16 protein-coding genes are annotated in these 21,134 nt (G+C 34.6%); 5 read left to right on the top strand and 11 right to left on the bottom strand.

Going from position 1 to position 21,134, the window contains the following annotated elements:
• The first annotated feature begins 55 nt into the window (after positions 1-55).
• On the top strand, positions 56-709 hold the full coding sequence (locus tag ACQ76T_RS01545; protein ID WP_431341594.1) for a CoA transferase subunit B: 654 nt from the start codon (positions 56-58) through the stop codon (positions 707-709).
• Positions 710-774: 65 nt separating this feature from the next.
• On the opposite strand, the gene ACQ76T_RS01540 is transcribed toward ACQ76T_RS01545, so the two are convergent.
• The 7 genes from ACQ76T_RS01540 to rpsA form a co-directional block, all read right to left on the bottom strand.
• A complete protein-coding gene (locus ACQ76T_RS01540) occupies positions 775-1,767 on the bottom strand; it encodes an alpha/beta fold hydrolase (RefSeq protein ID WP_431341593.1) in 993 nt (330 codons plus the stop codon).
• An 86-nt stretch (positions 1,768-1,853) separates the two neighbouring features.
• A complete protein-coding gene (locus ACQ76T_RS01535; protein ID WP_431341592.1) occupies positions 1,854-2,840 on the bottom strand; it encodes an EamA family transporter in 987 nt (328 codons plus the stop codon).
• Positions 2,841-2,961: 121 nt separating this feature from the next.
• Positions 2,962-5,589 carry a T9SS-dependent M36 family metallopeptidase gene (locus ACQ76T_RS01530; protein WP_431341591.1) on the bottom strand — a complete coding sequence of 876 codons (2,628 nt, stop codon included), beginning with the start codon at positions 5,587-5,589 and terminating at the stop codon, positions 2,962-2,964.
• Between the two features lie 255 nt (positions 5,590-5,844).
• Positions 5,845-7,260, bottom strand: coding sequence for a T9SS type A sorting domain-containing protein (locus ACQ76T_RS01525; RefSeq protein ID WP_431341590.1), 1,416 nt, complete (start codon positions 7,258-7,260; stop codon positions 5,845-5,847).
• Between the two features lie 874 nt (positions 7,261-8,134).
• Positions 8,135-9,049, bottom strand: coding sequence for a helix-turn-helix domain-containing protein (locus ACQ76T_RS01520; RefSeq protein ID WP_431341589.1), 915 nt, complete (start codon positions 9,047-9,049; stop codon positions 8,135-8,137).
• A gap of 33 nt (positions 9,050-9,082) precedes the next feature.
• Positions 9,083-9,901, bottom strand: coding sequence for an SDR family oxidoreductase (locus tag ACQ76T_RS01515; RefSeq protein WP_431341588.1), 819 nt, complete (start codon positions 9,899-9,901; stop codon positions 9,083-9,085).
• Positions 9,902-10,117: 216 nt separating this feature from the next.
• Positions 10,118-11,908, bottom strand: a complete 1,791-nt coding sequence (gene rpsA / locus ACQ76T_RS01510) for a 30S ribosomal protein S1 (protein WP_149834761.1) — start codon at positions 11,906-11,908, stop codon at positions 10,118-10,120.
• A gap of 405 nt (positions 11,909-12,313) precedes the next feature.
• Between rpsA and ACQ76T_RS01505 the strand changes: the two genes are divergently transcribed.
• Both ACQ76T_RS01505 and ACQ76T_RS01500 read left to right on the top strand, forming a co-directional pair.
• A complete protein-coding gene (locus ACQ76T_RS01505; RefSeq protein WP_431341587.1) occupies positions 12,314-13,579 on the top strand; it encodes a carcinine hydrolase/isopenicillin-N N-acyltransferase family protein in 1,266 nt (421 codons plus the stop codon).
• Positions 13,580-13,619: 40 nt separating this feature from the next.
• Positions 13,620-14,927 carry a DEAD/DEAH box helicase gene (locus ACQ76T_RS01500; protein ID WP_431341586.1) on the top strand — a complete coding sequence of 436 codons (1,308 nt, stop codon included), beginning with the start codon at positions 13,620-13,622 and terminating at the stop codon, positions 14,925-14,927.
• Positions 14,928-15,110: 183 nt separating this feature from the next.
• On the opposite strand, the gene ACQ76T_RS01495 is transcribed toward ACQ76T_RS01500, so the two are convergent.
• The gene (locus ACQ76T_RS01495; protein WP_431341585.1) at positions 15,111-16,004 is read right to left on the bottom strand and encodes an SMP-30/gluconolactonase/LRE family protein; all 894 of its coding nucleotides are present in this window, start codon (positions 16,002-16,004) and stop codon (positions 15,111-15,113) included.
• A gap of 258 nt (positions 16,005-16,262) precedes the next feature.
• Here ACQ76T_RS01495 and ccoG point away from each other — a divergent pair, with 258 nt between their 5' ends.
• Positions 16,263-17,705, top strand: a complete 1,443-nt coding sequence (ccoG, locus tag ACQ76T_RS01490) for a cytochrome c oxidase accessory protein CcoG (RefSeq protein WP_431341584.1) — start codon at positions 16,263-16,265, stop codon at positions 17,703-17,705.
• A gap of 175 nt (positions 17,706-17,880) precedes the next feature.
• Here ccoG and ACQ76T_RS01485 read toward each other — a convergent pair whose 3' ends face one another.
• Positions 17,881-18,762 (bottom strand): AraC family transcriptional regulator, encoded by an 882-nt coding sequence (locus tag ACQ76T_RS01485; RefSeq protein WP_431341583.1) that lies wholly within the window; start codon positions 18,760-18,762, stop codon positions 17,881-17,883.
• Between the two features lie 241 nt (positions 18,763-19,003).
• On the opposite strand from ACQ76T_RS01485, the gene ACQ76T_RS01480 reads away from it, so the two are divergent.
• Positions 19,004-19,348, top strand: a complete 345-nt coding sequence (locus tag ACQ76T_RS01480) for a MerR family transcriptional regulator (RefSeq protein ID WP_431341582.1) — start codon at positions 19,004-19,006, stop codon at positions 19,346-19,348.
• Between the two features lie 273 nt (positions 19,349-19,621).
• Here the strand turns inward: ACQ76T_RS01480 and ACQ76T_RS01475 are convergent, their stop codons facing one another.
• Together ACQ76T_RS01475 and ACQ76T_RS01470 are read right to left on the bottom strand one after the other, a co-directional pair.
• Complete coding sequence (locus ACQ76T_RS01475) at positions 19,622-20,302, bottom strand: hypothetical protein (RefSeq protein ID WP_431341581.1); 681 nt, start codon at positions 20,300-20,302, stop codon at positions 19,622-19,624.
• Between the two features lie 97 nt (positions 20,303-20,399).
• Positions 20,400-20,999 carry a hypothetical protein gene (locus tag ACQ76T_RS01470; protein WP_431341580.1) on the bottom strand — a complete coding sequence of 200 codons (600 nt, stop codon included), beginning with the start codon at positions 20,997-20,999 and terminating at the stop codon, positions 20,400-20,402.
• Positions 21,000-21,134: the final 135 nt, after the last annotated feature.

The following is a 21,134-nucleotide window of genomic DNA, read 5'->3' as shown; positions in this document are numbered from 1 at the left end:
CAAAGCTCTTTTGTATTCTGCTGAAAATAATTAAATTGCAGTCTAAGTTTTTATTATGCTTACAAAAGAACAAATTGCCAAAAGAATTTCAAAAGAACTGAAAGATCGTTATTATGTAAACCTGGGGATAGGAATTCCTACTTTAGTTGCCAACTATGTTCCGGAAGGGATCTCTGTAGAATTTCAGAGTGAAAACGGAGTTTTGGGGATGGGACCCTTCCCTTTTGAAGGTGAAGAAGATGCTGATATCATTAATGCAGGAAAACAAACCATTACTATTTTAGAGGGAGGTTCGTTCTTCGATTCTGCTTTTAGTTTCGGAATGATCCGCGGTCAGAAAGTAGATCTTACCATTCTGGGTGCTATGGAAGTTTCAGAAAACGGAGATATTGCCAACTGGAAAATTCCCGGAAAAATGGTGAAAGGAATGGGTGGCGCTATGGACCTGGTTGCTTCTGCTGAAAACATTATCGTTGCAATGATGCACGTAAATAAAGCAGGAGAAAGCAAAATTCTTAAAAAATGTACGCTTCCTCTGACAGGAGTAAACTGTGTGAAAAAAGTGGTTACAGAATTAGCTGTGCTGGATGTTACTCCACAAGGTTTCAAACTGATTGAAAGAGCTCCGGGCGTATCGGTTGAAGATATTATCAAAGCCACAGAAGCAGATCTGATCATTGAAGGTGAAATTCCTGAAATGCAATTCTAAATATTATAAAAAGGTTGTTTCACTGTTGAAACAACCTTTTTTGTTATATTGAGATTTTCTTCTCTTTATTTAATAAAATCATAAAGCGCACTGAAAAATTGAGGATAGACTTCAATATGAGGCAAATGTCCTACATTTTCAATTTCTACCAGTTTTGAACCGGCAATTTCACGCTGGGTCTTTTTCCCCAATTCCTGATACTGCCCCATTTTCGGTTGAAGCTCTTTCGGCGCTCTGTCTTTACCAATCGCCGTTCTGTCTCTCGTTCCAATGATAAGTAAGGTAGGGACTTTTATATTTTTAAATTCATAGCAAACCGGCTGATTGTAGATCATGTCGGAAGTAAGGGCAGCATCCCATGCTACTTGCGGGTAATCTTTATGAAGCGTCCAACCGGCTATAAGATCCAGCCACGGCTGATATTCTTCTTTCCATTGATTGTCGTAATAAAACTTCAACTGGTAATTTTTATAGGTCTCCGCAGTATTTTTAAGTTCAGACTGATATGCCTGATCAATAGTCTGATATCCTGCAAAAGTTCTGTAATCTTCCAACCCAATCGGGTTTTCCAGAATCAGTTTTTGAACTTTCTCCGGAAACAGCAGTGTAAATCTGGTGGCTACCATTCCTCCCATGGAGTGTCCCAAAACAATCGCTTTATCTATTTTTAATTCATCCAAAATAGCTTTGGTATTTTCAGCAAGTTGAGAAAATGAAAATTGGTAGCTATGAGGTTTTGAGGATTTTCCAAAGCCAATCTGGTCCGGAATAACCACCCTGAATCCTTTATCTGACAAATCCTGAGCGGTTTTTTGCCAGTATGCTCCATTAAAATTTTTACCGTGGAGAAGCATTATCGTTTTTCCGTTTGGTTTTTGAGGCTTTACATCCATATAAGCCATTTTCAGATCATTATCCTGAGATTTTAGATTGAGAAAATGAACTTCGTAAGGATACTGATAATCAGACAACATTGCATCCAGAGGTTTTACCTGTGAAAACATACACGCAGATGCAGCAAGGGTAAAAGCTGTGGCGAGATTTCTGAAATATTTCATGAAATTTTATTTTAGATTTTTAAAATTAAAAAAACCGCTTCAAAAGAAACGGCTTTTAATTGATATTTTTATTTAAATATGATTTTTTACGATAATTCTGCCACTGTTGTTTCCTTCTTTTTTTTAGAGGGAAGATTCATTAAAACAATAGCAAAAAGGATAAGGGCAATCCCTACCCACTGTATCAGGAATACTTTTTCACCTAATAAAACAAAAGCCATCGTTACAGAAACCGGAAGTTCCAGGGATGACACAATACTTCCAAGTCCTAACCCTGCATTCGGGAAACCTATATTGAATAAGACCGGTGGAATAATGGTTCCAAATAAAGCCAGAACGGCACCATACGTCCAGAAGATCGAATAATTGAACGAGTGAATATGTTCTGTATTTTCTGTAAAGTTTAAATAGAATGCCTTCAAGCCATCAAAATACATAGGTCCTATCTGGGCAAAGAACAAAAATGCAAAAATCACGATTGAACCTCCCACCAGCATAATAATACTCTTTCTGAAAACAGGAAGATGAGTGGCGAGCGTATTGGATGTAAACATCGTCAGTGTATATGAACCTGCTGCCATCAGTCCCCAGAAAACGCCATGCCAGTCTAGTTCAATTTCCATATTAATAAGATTGGTTGCCAGAATAGTTCCCAGCAATACGATGACTACAGAAATTACTTTTCTTGCATTGGGCAGCTTTCTTGTGATAATACTCTCTACAACAACGCTAAACCACACAGACTGCATCAATAAAACGATAGCAATAGAAACATTGATATACTGAACTGCTATATAATAAAACAAACTGGTACCTCCAAGTGAAGTTCCGGCCAGTATCAGCATTCTTACTTCTTTCGAACTTGGTAAAGACAGTTTTTGCTTTGCAGTTAACGTCTGAATAAAATTCAGGATCAAAAGCCCTGTGAGACCTAATACAAATTGAGAAGTGGTTACTTCCGAAGTGGTAAACCCATCATGGTAAGCCATTTTCACGAAAGTAGCCAGCATACCATATATACTAGCCCCGATTCCTACAAATAAAACACCTTTTAGTATATTTTTCTTCTTCATAATTTTTTTAACAGCCTGCAAAGGTACAACATATAAATTAAATCATTTTAAACTACAATGACCAATAAAATCGCCACAAGCTTTGCTTGTGGCGATTTTAAAGTTAGATTATATAAGTCACTTATTTTTTTACCAGCACTTTTGAAGTTGCTTCGAAACCAAGTCCTTTTATTTTTACCATGTAGGTACCATTTACTAAGTTTGTTGTAGAAACTGCTTTTTTAGCATCAGGTGAAATTTTATCTTCTGAAGAAACCAGTTTTCCAGACATATCATAAAGCTCTACGCTTACTTTCCCGATAGTATTGCTTGGGAAGCTGATGAAGAACTCATCTTTTGCCGGATTTGGATAAATTGAGATTTTAGTATCCTTAGAAGAATTTACTTCGTTGGTAGATAATAAACATTCTGCCGGTAGCGTAAAGTCCTGAAACTGATCATTGATATTATTTTTAACTCCTGCTGAAGCATTTATCCCCAATCCTCTTTTTGCAAAGACGCTCCAGATCATACATTTATCTACACCTGCAGTTGTATTTAGTTCCGCTGCTAATATGGCATCTCGTCCTTCAATGAAGCTTGGATTACATGCCTGAAGCTTCAAGGCATCTGTTACAAGTTGCAATACCCTTGTGCTTCCATTGGTTGTGTTTGCCAATACATCTGAAGAATATCCATATTTTTCAACATATTTCCAGTGAAGGTCCCACAACATAGTTGCCCAAACAAAACCTATAGAGTGTACATCGGTAACCAGTGATCCATTGCTCATAAATTCCATTCCATTAGTATTACCGTAAGTAAAGGGATTCACAGCAAAGTTCGGTGAATATTTTGCTGGTCTGATTCCATTTCCGTCTGTAGCCTGCCCAATAACGTATGTTCCCATTCCTCTTGCCACAGAAGCATTATCACCAGGTTTATTAGTTAACATCAAGGCAAAGAAATCTGACCATCCTTCTCCCATCTGCTCTTTACTTGCATTAACACTTAAACAGCCAACTCCAGTTCCCGTCAGTCTATTTGAAATTCCATGACCATACTCGTGCGTTATAATTCCATTATCAAAGCTTCCATCAGGAGTCATGTTTGCTTTTAGGGTAACGTTAACATTTGTACTTGCTGCAAGCTGAGTTTTAATATATTCTCCTTCTGCATTATTAATAAGTACTGAAGGAATAGTTATTGTAGGATCAGATCCTGACATATTACCTATGGTAGCACCGTTGGCAGCACTATTATATACGATAGCTGCTATTGCACCGGCATCCTGAAGATTTTTTACTTTTATAGTAAAATCACATGATCCTCTTTCAACCAAACCTATTTTTTCTGTAAGAGAATTTGCCGGTAAGGCTGTACAACCATTTAAAACAGACGATAGTTTAACATCTCCAGTTATTCCGTTTACAGGCAGAGGGCCTCCAAAAAGGGCTACTCCTGCTCCCGGTGTACGTGAAACAGCAGCCGTGGGCGCATTATAATAGAATACACGACCTACAGGAGACCAAAGGTACATCTGCATTCTAGGATTAAAACCATCCTCTGGAGATGAAAAGTTTGCATTATTTAATCCGCTTCCATCTTGTGCCTCTGCAAATACGGAATCATCATCTACTCCTCCCTTTCCAAAATTATTTTGCTGAAAATTTCTGGCAGTTTCAGTAAAACCAAACTGATAGAATATATCATGAACTTTATTGTTCATGTAAAATAAGTTTGTAATGGCTGCATTTCTATTATTAGCAGGAGTATCGTTAATGGTAAACGGAAAGTCGAAACTTCTCGTTGCTCCTCCATCCGCAGGAGTACCAGTGTTATAAGCAGGAGGAGTTAAAGCCGTACCTGCAACATCTTCGTAAGCAAATACATTATTTCCTCTGGTAACAGTATAATGGTTTACTGCATCAGAATGCCACCCTTCAGGAGAAGCATTTAAAAGCCAAGGGTTAGTAACAAGAGATCTGGAACCGAAAGTTGCTGACTCAATTGGTAAAGGAAATACCCTATATGTTGCATTATCAGGAGAAAGTAATGTAGAATTTTTCTCTACGAAAAGATTCTGAGGTCCTATAAGTGTATTTTGAAAATGATCAGCATGGTTATGATCACTATCCGCAGAATATGAGTATGCATCAGGATGGAAATTACATGATACGGTAAGATTATTCTTTAACAAAATATTTCCATTGTTGGCATCCACCAAGATATTCCAATAATTTGGAGATTTTGGCTCTTCCAAAGTGTATTCATAGGCAAGGCGAAGATTTCCACTTTCATCGCTTGTATAGACTAATCTTTGGTTGGCTGAAGTAGCTCTCTCTTTAGTTTTCTGAAGATATTCAAGAATAGTAAAGTTGGCAATATCAGAATTTTTCAGTTCCTCAGCAATCTTTTGTAAGGCTGTAGACTTACTGATTACAGCTGTACCAGAAGTTGAGCTGGTGTAGTTTTTCACAAAATTATCTGTATAATAAACAATCTTGTTATCTTTAATAAGAGCTGTACCTACAGAATTGTATACTGGCAAGCCATTAAACGTTTGTAAAAATTTCACAACGTTACCATTCAGTGATTTTGAAGGATCTACATTATCTACTATGATATTATTAAGATCGGACTTCTTATATTCTCTTATTTTATTTTGAGAAATATAATCTTTAATCAGTTTTTCATTATCTTGTCCAAACAATACAGTTGGGAAAGCAGAAAAAACCGCAAACAAAAGAGGTAGAGTTCTATTTTTCATATCCATTATTAAAGCCGCTAATCTACAAATATTTCACAAAACAAAACCTATTTCAATTCAATAAAATTCAAAAAAAAGCAAATACGAATATAAAATAATTCTAATTTTAGGTTTATATATTTCTCAATATAGAGAAGATCATATTCATTTTATATCATTAACATTATATTTAACAATACTTAATACAATTTATTTTCACAAATAGAGAAAAACATTCAAAAAAAAACTGCCCGTAAGAGCAGTTTTACATTTTACTTATTTTTTAATAATTTTCTCTGAATACCTTTCGTTTGTATCTGTTATTACATTAACGATATATACTCCTTCTTTTCGGGAACTTAAATCAACACTTACTTCTTTTTCTCCACGAAGTATTTTGTTGTAAACCGTATTTCCCGCCAGATCTTTTATTTCTAATGTTCCTATTTTTTCTTTCAACACAACTTTAAACTGACCATTTGTAGGATTTGGAGTCAATCTGAACATCTTTTCTTTCTCCGAAGCAAGAGCTGCACTTGGCCTTGGACAATCCATATTAAGATCAAATTCAAAATACGGATAATTATTCCAACCATAGATAGATCCAATAGTACCATTATTGTCATAATTCATAGTTACTCTGAACTTATGCCATCCTGTAGCTCCTTGATATTTTAGGATACTCAGATCCCAAGGCTCAAGAGCATACGCAAAAGCACCTGAGCCTATAGACACAGGATTCGCAGCTATAGGGTATACCTGCCCGGTAGTCAGACTTACAACGTCTACTTTTAAATCTATCAAAGTTGTTCCAGGCGGAAGGTCATATAATCCATCAAATGATTCATAATCCGCACCACAGCCCGACGGTTCGTATCTAAAACTTATTGTTGGCTGGCCTTTAGCAGGTTTACAAATTTTCTCTGCCATATTATACCAATACTTTGATTCAAAATCATACAGACCAAACCCATTCGTTCTGTTATAATACATTATCGGGGTACCTCCTGAATTTCCGGAAACCGGTTCTATCGGCCCGGAATAAGGCCCTGTAGGATTTGAACTTGCAACAGCTGCAGCTGCCTGAATATTCACAGGTTTATTACTTAGATGAACGACTGTAAATTTTGCATCTCTTTCATTTTTAAATTTCAACATATTATAAAATTCTGAAGGGGCATTAGGATCACTGTTTACAATCCATGATGAGTTATTAATATTAATACCGCCGGTATTTCTTTCCGCATCAGTCAGAACGATAACATGCAGAGGCTGCAATACGTTTAATGTTGTCTGGCTGCTTACAATATTTGCATTAGGAATTCCATTTAAAGCATCATCTATCAAACCTAAAGACTCATCGAAGAAATCTCCATAGTTCAATCGTCTTTCAAAATTTTGTGCCGTAAAATGGTCACTGGTAAAATCAGACTCAATATAAACCAGTGGTTTATATATCCCTGTATTGTTACCTTCTATTCCTGCTCCATATTGTACAATGGCGACCCTGTTTTCAGCATTACAGCCTAAAAGCTGCTCTGTTAATTTAATAGCACCAAGTCTCATATGAGTATACTCCAGCTGATTGGTAGAAGATCCATTATCCAACATAATGATGTAATCGGACTGTGCGTTGAAATAACTCCACGGCATCAGGAATGCCATGAAGAAAAATAAGAATGTTTTTTTCATAGTTAAAAGTTTTAATTTAGTTCCATGAAAGTAATATTTTTTCCAAAACCAGTGAAATAAATTTAAAATTTTAACATTTAAAACAAAAATACTTTCAATATTTATCCCAAAATAGATTTATACTTAAAAATAAAAAACTGCCCAAAAGGACAGCTTTAGATCTTTTATTTTTTGATGATTTTTTCTGAATAGGTTTCATTTTTATCTGTTGCGAGATAATGTAAACTCCTTATTTTCTAGAACTTATATTGATATCCAATTCTTTTTCTCTGTTCAATCCTTTAGTAGACTATGTTTCCTGTCACATCTCTGATTATTAAACCACTAGAGTCACAAAAGCTTTTTAAACACTTAAGCTATTGAAGTTATATACTTTGTGTACAAGGAGTAAACTAACCTTTTGTTGAAAATCAAGGGTTTTCATCCTCTATGAAATTCATTGTGCAGTATTTCCTTACCCCCTTTAAAGTGTTTGAAAATGATACCATGTTTAGATTCCTTCGGAATGACGAAGTGTACGGATATACTCAACGTTCTGCTTGTCATTCCGAAAGAATCCAGCCTTAGAAATTATCATTCTTTAGGTGTTTTTATTAAACCACAAATCGAAAATTCAATGAAATTAAACGCCACAAAAGATTGAAACACTTAAGTGAGCTTAAGAGGATATCCTGGCACAGAATAAGTCCACATAAGTTTAAAAAATCTTTGATTTTTCTATTCAGTGTACTAAAGTGTTAAAAAATAAAAACTGTTGTGGTTAAGTTATCACAGACTTATATTCAAAAGGTATAATAGAATAGGTGAAATTTATCTTGCAATTCAAGAATATGATCATAAGCAAACACAGTCCAAAATTCTAATTATTAACGGATTAGTTAAACGAATTTCTGAATTCCAAGGGAGTCATTCCGGTCTTTAATTTAAATAATCGACTGAAATATTGTGGATATTCAAATCCAAGGTTATACGCAATTTCACTTACTGATGCATCAGATGTTAACAAATTTTCCTTTGCATATTCAATCAGTTGATACTGAATCAATTCTTTGGCGTTCTTACCCGTTTCTTTTTTGATCAGATCACTAAAATATTTAGCAGAAAGAAATACTTTACCCGCAAAGTACTGAACAGATGGTAATCCTTCAGTTTTTAGCACTTCACTTCTTAGATAATCTTTCAGCAACCGTTCAAATTTTGCAACGATGTCAGTATTTGATGACTTTCGAGTGATAAACTGCCTGTCATAAAATCTTGTACAGTAATTTAGCAGAACTTCTATCAAAGAGACAAGTATTGCCTGGCTATGCAAATCTATGTTTGTGCGAAGCTCTTTTTCGATATTTGAGACACATTCTGAAAGAATTTCTTTTTCAGAGCCAGAAAGGTGAAGCGCTTCATTGGCCTGATATTCAAAAAATGAATAGGAAGAAATTTTTCCTGATAAAGAATAGCCATTCAATAAATCGGGATGAATAAACAGTCCCCATCCTGACAGATTTTCATTACCATCTTCTTCCTGCTCCATTTCAAGGACCTGATTAGGAGCCAGACATATTAGACTGCCATCCTGAAAATCGACTATTTTCCTTCCATATTTTACATTATTGTTATTGATATCTTTAAATATCAGACAATAGAAACCTGCAGAAACTCTGGTGTAATCTTCAATAAAATTTTTAACCAAACGAAAATCTATAACCGCTACCAAAGGGTGGAAAACCGGAGACTTCAATCTGAAGAATGAATATATATCAGAAACCGATGTTAAATTGATTACAGAGCTCATCGTAAAAAGATTATTATAGATAGATTATTATGTTTATTGTATTCCGAATTGTTTTTTAATTTCTTGTATAAATGCATCATCTCCCAACGCATGTCGGTTTTCTATGATTACTGCTGCATCTTCACCAGCTGTATACCTAAGTTTATCCGTACCATCGGTAGTTGCTTCATAAATAACACCTGCCACTAGATTTGCTTCTGCTGCATTTTCGAACATTACTTTCACATTTCCCATCAATTTAGTTACCAGGTCCTGATATTCAATGATTGTTTCATCATTTTGCAATTCCAAAGATCTTCCTGCAAATTCAGTTGCAATGGCACCTGGTTCAATAATTTTCATTCTACCACCAAATTGTTCCAGCTCAAAGCTTAATGCTTCCGATATACCTTCTACTGCAAATTTAGATCCATGATATAATGCGCCAAAGGGCAATGTCATTTTTCCTGCCATGGATGAAATATTGATGATCATTCCATTTCTATTTTTTCTAAAATGAGGAATTAACGCCCTGCTTACTTCTAATAACCCGATCACATTGGTATCAAACTGTCGAACAATCTGTTCTTTAGAAAATGCTTCTAATGGACCATAAGCTCCATATCCTGCGTTATTCAACAGAACATCAATATTACCAAATTCTTTGATACCTTTATGTATTGCATCAGAAATAGATTGATCATCGGTCACATCCAATTTCGTCACCAAGACATGTTTAAGGTTTTTAAGCTCCATGTCAGCTTTCGGATTTCTCATGGTTGCTATCACATTCCAGTTTTTACTTTGAAATAGTTTCGCGGTTGCTTTTCCAATACCAGAACTGGCTCCTGTAATTAAGATTGTCTTTTTCATTTTATTTAAATTAATGAGACAAAGTTCTTTATTTATAAGGTGTCATAAAGTATACATTTGGGAAGAATTTGTATACAAATTCCGGTTTATTAGAGCAAGTGTAAGATACAAACAAAACAGACCTGAATAGTCTTGTAGGCGTCAAAATACTAAGATAAAATGGCATAAAAAAAGCCGCTCAAATGAGCGGCTCCTTATTTATAAATGGTTCAAAGATTATTTACCTTCTTCCATTTTTCTTTTCAACTCTGCTAATGCATCGATGTCTCCAAGAGTAGATCTTTCTTCGTTGTTAGAAGAAGAAGATACGTTTCTAGAAGAAGATTCTTTTACGTTTTTCTTTTCTTCGTCTCTGAAGATCCCTGTGTGAGAAACTACAACTCTCTTGAATTCTTTGTTGAATTCAATTACTTTGAATTGAGCATCTTCACCTTTCTTGATTTTAGATCCATCTTCTTTCTCTAATAATCTTGAAGGACAGAAAGCTTCAACCTCAGCATCTTCGAATTGTACAGAAGCTCCTTTATCGTGAACTTCTACAGCTTTACCAGCGTGGATAGTTCCTTCAGCATATTTAGTTTCGAATTTATCCCATGGGTTTTCAGTCAATTGCTTGTGACCTAGAGATAATCTTCTAGCTTGGATATCTAATTCAAGAACTACAACATCTAATTTATCACCTACTGCACAGAACTCAGATGGGTGCTTGATTTTCTTAGTCCAAGAAAGATCAGAGATGTAGATTAGACCGTCGATACCTTCTTCTAACTCTACGAATACACCAAAGTTAGTGAAGTTTCTTACAGTTCCTACATGCTGAGATCCTACAGGATACTTAGCTTCGATGTTTTCCCATGGATCTTTAGATAATTGCTTGATACCAAGAGAAATTTTTCTTTCTTCTCTGTCTAAAGTTAATACTTCAGCTTCTACTTCATCACCTACTTTTACGAAATCTCCAGCAGATCTTAAGTGAGTAGACCAAGACATTTCAGAAACGTGGATTAATCCTTCAACACCTGGAGCGATTTCAACGAATGCACCATAGTCAGCAAGAACTACTACTTTTCCTTTTACTTTGTCTCCTACTTTTAAGTCAGCAGAAAGAGCATCCCAAGGATGAGCTTCTAATTGCTTCATACCTAATTGGATTCTTGTTTTCTCATCATCAAAATCAAGGATTACAACTTTTACAGTTTGTCCGTCCTCAAGGATTTCAGATGGGTGGTTCACTCTAGACCAAGAAAGGTCTGTAATGTGGATCAATCCATCTACACCACCTAAGTCAATGAATACACCGTAAGAAGTGATGTTCTTAACAGTTCCTTCAAGAACCTGACCTTTTTCAAGTTGAGCGATGATTTCTTTTTTCTGACCTTCGATATCTGCTTCGATCAATGCTTTGTGAGAAACTACTACGTTTTTGAACTCAGGGTTGATTTTCACAACTTTGAACTCCATAGTTTTTCCTACGAACTGATCGTAATCTTTAATTGGCTTAACGTCAATTTGAGAACCTGGTAAGAATGCTTCGATTCCGTGAACGTCAACGATCATACCACCTTTAGTTCTAGATTTAACAAAACCGTTAACGATTTCTCCAGTTTCGTGAAGTTCGTTTACTTTATCCCAAGCTTTAAGCGTTCTCGCTTTTCTGTGAGATAACTGTAATTGTCCAGTTTTGTCTTCTCTCTTGTCAACCATTACTTCTACCTCATCACCTACTTTTAGGCCTTGGTTGTAACGGAATTCGTTTAGAGAGATAACACCTTCAGATTTGAAGTTGATGTCTACGATAGCTTCTTTGTCAGTTAATCTTACAACTTTACCAACTAAAACGTCATTATCGTCTAGGTTGTTTAAAGATCCGTTGTAGATTTCTTCTAAATCGCTTTTTTCTTTTCTCGCATCTGCATCAAGACCTGATTCGAAAGAATCCCAATCAAATTGTTCTGGTGCTACGTTTTGGTTTAATAAAACCTCTGCTGAATTTGTCTCTTTTGACATTTTCTAATAAAAATTTGTATTCCTTCTTTTTTAACGGTTTGAATAAATGCGGATTAAAAAATACGGAAGTAATTAATTGTAAGTAATTTACTCTTCAAACCTTTTCGCCACAAAAGTGGGTGCAAAGATATGAATTTAATTTGAGATAAACAATATCTTTCCTGTGATGAAATATCAACTCAAGTGATTGATTTTCAACATCTATTCTTTAAAACAATCAAAATCCAAGACCTCTCAGGTCAGATCTCTGATTCCTGAACATTATTTTATTTTCTACGATTTTTTCATCCAACATCTTATCCTCTATACATTCTCAACCATTTAGCAAAATGTAAATTTTAATAGACTATTTTAACAAAGGCTTTTCTTTTCAATCAAAACAACAATATTCATAAAAACTATATCATGCAAAAATATCTTCTATTACTTCTAATCACTTTATCCGGTTATACTTCTATCATGAAAGCCTGTACTATTTTCTCCTGCTCCAGAGGCGGTGAAGTATTTGTAGCCGCCAATGAGGATGATATGACACCTTTCACCAGAATTTGGTATAATCCGGCTACCAAAGATCGTTATGCATCTGTCTGTTTCGGGGCTCCGGATATGCAGATAGCCGCAGCAATGAATGAATATGGACTGTTCTTTGATTATGCTGCAGCCAACTATGATCTCAGCAAGCTGGGTCTTGCCAATCCTTATCCGGGAGATATCATGTGGGAAGTACTGGGAAAGTGCAAAACCGTAAAAGAAGCTCTACCTATCTTAAAAAAATATGATTATATATCTCAATCTCAAGTTATATTAGCAGACAGAGAAGGAAACTCAATTCTGATTAATCCCAAGGGTATTATCGAAAAAAATGGTGATTTCCAGGTCAATTCAAACTGCAATATGATCAATGGGAAATTATCATGCAGAAGGCCCGAAATTGCCAATGAGATGCTTTCCGTATCTAAGGAAAACAATATAGAATTTCTAAAGAAAATCCTGAATAAAACCCATCAGGAAGGAGAGCTCAACACATTGTATTCTACTATTTACGATTTAAAAAAAGGAATTATTTACGTATATCTTTTTCACGATTACAATACAGTTTATACCATTGATCTGAAATCCGAATTGAAAAAAGGATACAGAATAGAAAATCTTGCGGATCATTTCCCAGCTTCATTTGCTTATGAAAATTTTTCAAAAAATCATTCTTTATATCTTAAGGAGTCTATTCTTCAGGAAATGAAAGAGAAAGGTATGGATGCAACTCTGGATCATTATATTGCAGAAAGTGAAAAGACATCGCCTAAAAATGAAAAATTAAATTCAGCCTTATTGGAAGTCGCTTTACAACTCATCAAATTTTCATGGATTGAACATAATAATGGAGGATCCTGGGATTATTGGTTCAGTAAACCTAATGGATATGATATTAAGAAGTACAAAGACAATAAGCTCATCTCTGCCGAAAAACTTTTAACCTATTTATCTGCCCACGAAAATAAAGATCCAAAGCTTCGTAATTTTATGTACGAAATATCGGGTTTTATTAATCTTGTGCAGGGAAATACTAAAACAGGGAAAGATCTTTATGCAAAATCTATCAGCAATCCGAATGAAGCTTACCCAGTAACTCTGACGAGAGGAAATGAAATAATGAAGCGACTAAAAAAATAGTTTATTTCATTTAACCATTCCTTTATTCTAAATTTGCACCATGGAACTACAATCAATTTATCAAAAACTGCAGATTCAGGATATGAATCAGATGCAGAAATCTACTTATAAAGCTACAGAGAACAATCAGGATGTTGTCTTACTTTCTCCTACAGGATCGGGAAAGACCCTTGCTTTTTTATTTCCGGTTCTTAGGAATCTTAAAAAGAATGTGCAGGGAGTTCAGGCATTGATATTGGTTCCCGCAAGAGAACTGGCATTACAGATTGAGCAGGTTTTTAAAGCAATGGGAACAGATTTTAAAGTATCTGTATGCTATGGTGGGCACGATAAGAAGATTGAAGTCAATAATTTAATTGAAGCTCCGGCAGTTTTAATCGGAACACCGGGAAGAGTGACTTATCATGTAAGGAATAATAATTTTGACCCAAAAACCATCAAAACACTGGTTCTTGATGAATTTGATAAGGCGCTGGAACTAGGTTTCCATGATGATATGGAGTTTATTTCCCATTCTTTAAAAGGGCTTTCTCAAAGAATTCTAACTTCTGCAACAGCAATGGATGAAGTTCCCGCTTTTACAGGACTAAAGGATGAAAAAGTGATCAGTTTTTTGAAAGAAAATGATGTAAAACCTGATCTTCAGCTGAGAAAAGTGATGACAATTCCGGAAGAAAAACTGGACACTCTTTTCAATCTGGTTTGCAAAATCGGAAACAAAAGAACACTTATTTTCTGCAATCACCGCGATGCTGTAGACCGTATCTCTGAGCTCCTTCATCAGATGGGAATTGATAGAGAAACCTTCCACGGCGGTATGGAACAGGACGAAAGAGAACGTGCTTTACTGAAATTCAGAAATGATTCTGCAAGAATTCTTATTACTACAGATTTGGCAGCCCGGGGACTGGATATTCCTGAAGTGGAATCTATAGTTCATTATCAGTTGCCTCCTAAAGAAGATGCTTTTATCCATAGAAACGGGCGTACAGCAAGAATGAATGCCAAAGGGTTTGTTTACCTGATCATGAATGAGGATGACAACTTTCCGTTTATTAAAAATAACACACCGGAAGAAAGTGTTGCAGGTTTTACCAAAGTTCCACAGAAAACACCTTTCCAGACTGTTTATATCAGTGCAGGAAAAAAAGATAAAGTAAATAAAGTGGACATTGTAGGGTATTTGTTGAAGAAAGGTGAACTGCAAAAAGAAGACGTAGGAATTATCGAAGTAAAAGACACCACCTCTTATGTTGCTGTTTCCAGAGATAAAGTAAATGCTCTTCTAAGAAAGCTTCAGAACGAAAAACTGAAAGGAAAGAAAGTGAAAATGGAGGTTGCTTATTAGTATTCAGGCCTTATATCCATTTCTATAAACCACAAAAGTAATACAACATGTGAGAATTCCACTCCTCTGGATGGGTGTCGAAAATTCAAAAAATTTTTGACGGGGTGGTTTGCCCAACATTATAAAAGAGCTCTGAAGTTTTAAAACTTCGGAGCTCTTTTATTTATATATTTTATCGTTGTATTATTTTATCCCCCTCACTCTGGTAGGAAAAGTATACACAGATTTTGACGCAGTAATAAACAGAATATCATTATTCTTCCCACCAAAAGCTACATTGGAGGTCCATTTTTCAGGAATAGAAATATGATAAATTTTCTTTCCGGATCGATTGAAAACGTGTACTCCATCTCCTGTCAGATAAAGATTTCCGTGTTTATCCAATTCCATTCCGTCAGATCCCATTTCACAGAACAGCTTTTTCTCAGAAAGCCTGCCTTCACCCAAAATATCATAAACATAAGTTTTTCCGGCATCAATGTCTGATACATACAGCTTTTTCAACTTTTCACTTCCTGCAATTCCGTTGGGTTGGGTAAAAGTTTCCAATCTGGATATTTTTCCTTCTTTATTTCTGTAATAAAGGCTTTTGTGAGGTATTTCCTGCTTGAAATTCACCCAATAATCTCTTTCATAAAGAGGATCCGTAAAGTACATTCCTCCAAACTCGTCGTTCCAAACATCATTGGGACCATTGAGTCTTTTTCCTTCAAAACCCTTGAATAAAACCTCTACTTTTTTATCTTTTGAAATTTTCCACATTTCCCCCTGATCATCAGAACAGGTAATCAGATAATCGTCTTTATCAAAATGGGTTCCGTTAGCTCTTCCTGTTTTATTCAAAAATTCTACAATATGGTTTGTTTTCCAGTCCCAGTAATAAATTTTATCATTAGGCTGATCTGTAAAATAAACATTTCCTTCTTTATCTGCAGAGGGTCCCTCTGTAAAACTAAACTGATCTGAAACCTTCTCCGGTTTTACGCCTTCATAAAACATTTTACTACTATTTACTGATTGACAGTTTACTAATGCTAAAACCAAACCAATCATTCCTATTTTGCAGATATTCTTCATGCTATACTTTTAAAGACTGCAATTTACAATATGCTTCATCGGATTCAAAATATTTTCTCATTTTGATACAATATAATTCACACAAGAAAAATGTCCGAATTGTACTATTTTGGAAGTGGATCATATTAGGACTGGAGTAATATATTACGGAGCTTTGCAGTAACGGGATCAACAGTTTTTTTTCCGTCAAACAAAGGTTGAAAAACAAAACTGATCCTGATAAAAAATATTACTAAAATACTTTTATAGCCAATTATAATGAGTGCAGAGTCCAACAATATCAAATCTTTAGAAGTTGAAAATGAAGATTTCAGAAATTCAGTAGGAACCATGGATGAAACGGGAAAAAGAAAATGGATTTTCCCAAGAAAACCTAAAGGAAAATATACCAATTACAGGGATTACACCAGTTATTTTCTTCTTGCCTTATTTTTCGGATTACCTTTCGTCACGATCAACAATAATCCTTTTTTACTGATTAATGTGATCGACAGGAAATTCTTTATTCTCGGTCAGCCTTTTTATCTTCAGGATTTCTTTATTCTTGCATTAGGGGCTGTAACTTCCGTGATATTTGTAATGCTTTTCACTGTAGTATTCGGAAGAATATTCTGTGGCTGGCTGTGTCCGCAAACGCTTTTTATGGAGATGGTTTTCCGCAAAATAGAATACTGGATTGAAGGTGACAGAAACAAACAGATGAAGCTGGACAGACAGGAATGGGACGCTGAGAAAATCAGAAAAAGGGTAACCAAATGGTCTGTTTTCCTCTTCATTTCATTGGTTATTTCTCACTTTATGTTTATGTACATTGTAGGATATAAAGAGGTTTTCCGTATTATGAGTGAAGGACCGGCAGAACATTCCCTGAAATTTATCACCATGATCTTTTTCACCATGACCTTCTATTTCGTTTTTGCATGGCTTCGGGAGCAGGTATGTACCTTGGTCTGCCCTTACGGAAGATTACAGGGTGTACTTATTGACAAACAGACGATCAATGTATATTATGATTTTAAAAGAGGGGAAGGAAGATCAAAATGGAGAAATAACGAAGACCGAAAAGCGGCAGGAAAAGGTGACTGTATCGACTGTAACCAATGTGTGGTAGTATGCCCGACAGGAATTGATATCCGAAACGGACAACAGCTGGAATGCGTGAACTGTACTGCCTGTATAGATGCATGTGATGAGGTAATGGAAAAAGTAGGCTTGCCAAAAGGGCTTGTCCGTTATGCTACAGAATCGGAGATCGAGAATCAGGAAAAATTCAAATTTACATCGAGAATGAAGGCCACAACTGTTATGCTTGCCCTTCTGATAGGATTCCTTGGATTTCTGATGTATGACCGTGGTTCTATGGAAGCAAAGTTCATTAAACCTGCAGGATCTACCTTCTTCATCAAGGATGGTAAAATCACCAATACCTTCATTTATACTTTACTGAATAAGTCTAATGAGAAAAAAATACTGACCATTAAAGTCATTACACCAGCTCACGCAGACATTACTTATTTCGGCTCTGAAAAAATTGTTTTGAAAGGAGACGAAATACTGAAAGGTAATATCAACATTTCTTTCCCTGAAGGAGATATTAAATTTTCAAAACAAAATATGGTGATTGGGGTCTTTGATGAAAAAGGGAATCTTGTAGATTCATTTAAAACCACCTTTGAAGGGCCATTCAAGCTAGCTTTGTAGGTGACAGTTAGAAGGTAATAGGGATTAGGAAAAGTAGTTGAGATTCCCTTAATTCCCATCCTCCGGAGGGGTGGCAAAAATTCTAAGAATTTTTGACGGGGTGGTTTACAACAATCTTCCTTTTTTCTACCATCCTTCTCAAACTTTAAACAAGAAACCATAAACATTAAACTCATTAAGCCTTATATTTCCTCATAAACTGAGTAGGGGTCATTCCGGAGCTTTTCCGGAATACTCTTACAAAGTAGGAATATTCTTCGTATCCCAGCCTCAGTGAAATCTCAACAAGGCTTTCATCCAGATACATCAACATTCTTTTGGCTTCCAGCACTACTCTTTCTGTAATAACATCGGTAGCTGTTTTCTGAACCACAGCCTGTACGATTCTGTTTAAATGTTTAGAGGAAATCCCAAGCAGCGAAGCATAGTAGGCAATAGATTTCTGTTCCGTAAAATGCTGTTCAATCAGGTTTTCAAAATCCTGATAATGTTTAAAATAGGAAAGTCCGGCAGCAGAAGCCAAGGGATCAAAATCCCTGGAAAATAATCTGGTAGCATTGATGAAAATCTGGGACATGAGTGACAATATCATACCTTCTTTCATCAAGTTTTTAGCTTGATATTCTTTCCCAAGTTCCTGAAATAATTTAATATTTTTCTTTAACTCCAAAGTATCCAGCTGAAGTTTTCTGGGAAAAGATACCGATCCAAAAAAAGGAAAATTCTTTAGTTTCTGATTGACATAGTGCATTTCGTAAAATTCCTGAGAGCAGAAAAAAATATATCCTTCAATATCTTCTGAAAGCTCCCAGCTATGAATCTGGCCTGGTGAAAGAAAAAAAAGGCTTCCTTCAGCCACTTCATATTTCTGAAAATCGATTTCGTGTACCCCAGTCCCTTTGGTAAAAAGAACGGCAGCGTAAAAATCATGTCTGTGTGGCTTCTCAATATGGCTATGCCCCACTACCAAATGGTTTTTCATTGTGTTAAAATAAAAATCTGAGGTAGTTTTGCCTTTCTGAAAAAGATCGATATGAAGAACGGAGATTGGATTCATCAACTAAATATTAGAAAAAACACCATTAATATCTGATCCTTTTATGGTATCAGGTTTGAATGTCTTACAAATTTAGAAAAAAGAGAGGTTTATCTCTGTGTTTTTAAAACAATTTCTCCATGAATCTACCCGTAAAAATTATCTTAGAAATTGAATAATATCAGGGTCTGGGCACTCTTTTAAAGATATATTTGGGTGAATCTTTAAAAAATTTTTATCTTTGAAGTTTAGGAGTTGTAAAATGAAAATAAATTTACCTGACAAGCTGTATTATTCTATAGGAGAAGTTGCGAAAGCATTCGATGTAAACACTTCATTAATACGATATTGGGAACAGGAATTCCCAATTATTAAACCTAAAAAAAACAGAAAAGGAAACCGATATTTCACTCCTGAAGATATCAAAAATCTACAGATGATTTACCATCTGGTTAAAGAAAAAGGTTACACATTAGATGGGGCTCGAGTGGCTTTAACAACCAACAGCAAGATTTCGGAAACCATTACGATTATTGACCGCCTTGAATTTGTAAAAGCAGAGCTCATAAAACTTAAAGAGTCTTTGGGAGAAAGGGATGGAGAGTAAGTTTTTTTGTGTTTATAAGGTACAAAAAAAGAGAATATTAGCCTTTGAAGTGTCTTGGAATTATCATATATAATTTTACAGATATTCTAATAAATAAGATATGACCTCTAAAATTTAGATGTACAAGAACTATAAGCAGCGTATCTGCTGTGTCTTATTTTTTTAAAATAAACAAAATTGCATAAATAAGCCACTCATTGAGTGGCTTTTCTGTTAATATTTATAAGTTTTTACTTCTCCATTTCGGTAGATATAGATATAATCTTTTCCTCTTTATTTTACCATAATTACATTAGACCTTAATTTTTCATAGAACAATTTATATCCCTTTTCTTTTATTGTATTCTTTTGTTGTTTTGTTAAGTATCCATAAGCCTTTGCAGGACTACAATATTCTAAATAATACCTATAGGATTGATGTGAATCATAGGAATATGAGTAAAACTTAAATTTTTGATTAGTAATATTATTTAAGTTTATATTGACCTTATAACTTATGCTTTCATAAGGTTTCAAAAAAAGTAAATTATTCATTATATCATAATTTATCTTAGCGTCTTTTACTTTAGCTATTTTATGAATCCTTTTCCACTCCTCTATTAAATGATCATTAGCAATTTTCTGCTTTTGATATTCTTTAGCTATAGAATCAAATTTATCAGGATCAACATAATCCTGAACATAATATGTTAATAATTCATTAGTACTTTGTTTTTCAATCATTAACATTAATCCCAAACCTGGAAAACTATCTTCATATTCCTGATAGTTATCACAGAGAGGTTCATATGGTCTAAAATGTTCTGTTTCTAATGGAATTGCATAACTATCTTTAGAATTGTTAGAGATTGTTACCTTAGCAACTGAACCATTTACTTGAAACTCCAGTCTCAATTGCCCAAATACAGATAGATAAAAGCATGTTAGTAATAAAGTCAAATATTTTGCAGGCATATTTGTTTTGATTGTATTTTTCTTTTTTACAAGATTTTGGAAATATATGAAATAGATAATTATTGATAATCCTGATCATAATATTATTCCACACTAGCTACCATTCTATATGTTTTCTATTTTTTAAATTCCATTTTACTTTAATAGGATTACTTTTGATGGAACCAGTAAAATATCGAAAATAACCTTCATTACTATTTTCAGCTTGATATTTGATTAGCCTTCCATTGAGATAAACAGTTATTGTATAATCCTGATCATTTACAATATTATAGCTATTATAAATTCCGTTTTCGATATTAAACTCAAATGGGTTAAATTGAATTGGTATTAAGAATTTTTCTTTGGGCTTAATTTCAATTAACTTAGTTTCATTTTCATGATATACCATCTTTTTACCTTTATTAGCCTTGTCTAACTGATTTTCATTTAACTCTAATATATTATTGTTGAATTTTAATGATTTATTATTATACTTTATTTCAATTACAGGTTTTAAATCACCAATATTATTATGCTCTGTAAAGGGTCTAAAACTTACAGTATCTATTGGAATCTTATATGTTGTATTTGAAGAATTAAAAAGTTCCAACATAATTATTTTACCGTCATTATCCGTTTTTAAAGATTTAATATTTAACAATAATTGAGACTTTACATGTATTATAGCTAAAGCAAATATTAGGAAGTATTTCATATTTTATGGTATTTTATATTTTGAGTCTAAAAACTGATATTTTTCTAAAAATAATTTATAGGCTTTTGTTCCTAGATCACTTTTCTCGCTATTCAATTTATCAGCATATCCAAACTTAATAATATTCAAAATATT

Origin of the sequence: Chryseobacterium sp. JK1 (genome assembly GCF_050632815.1) — a bacterium.
Classification (GTDB): Bacteria; Bacteroidota; Bacteroidia; order Flavobacteriales; family Weeksellaceae; genus Chryseobacterium.
Note: the sequence above shows the minus strand (reverse complement) of the source record. Positions and strands in the feature narration are given on the sequence as shown.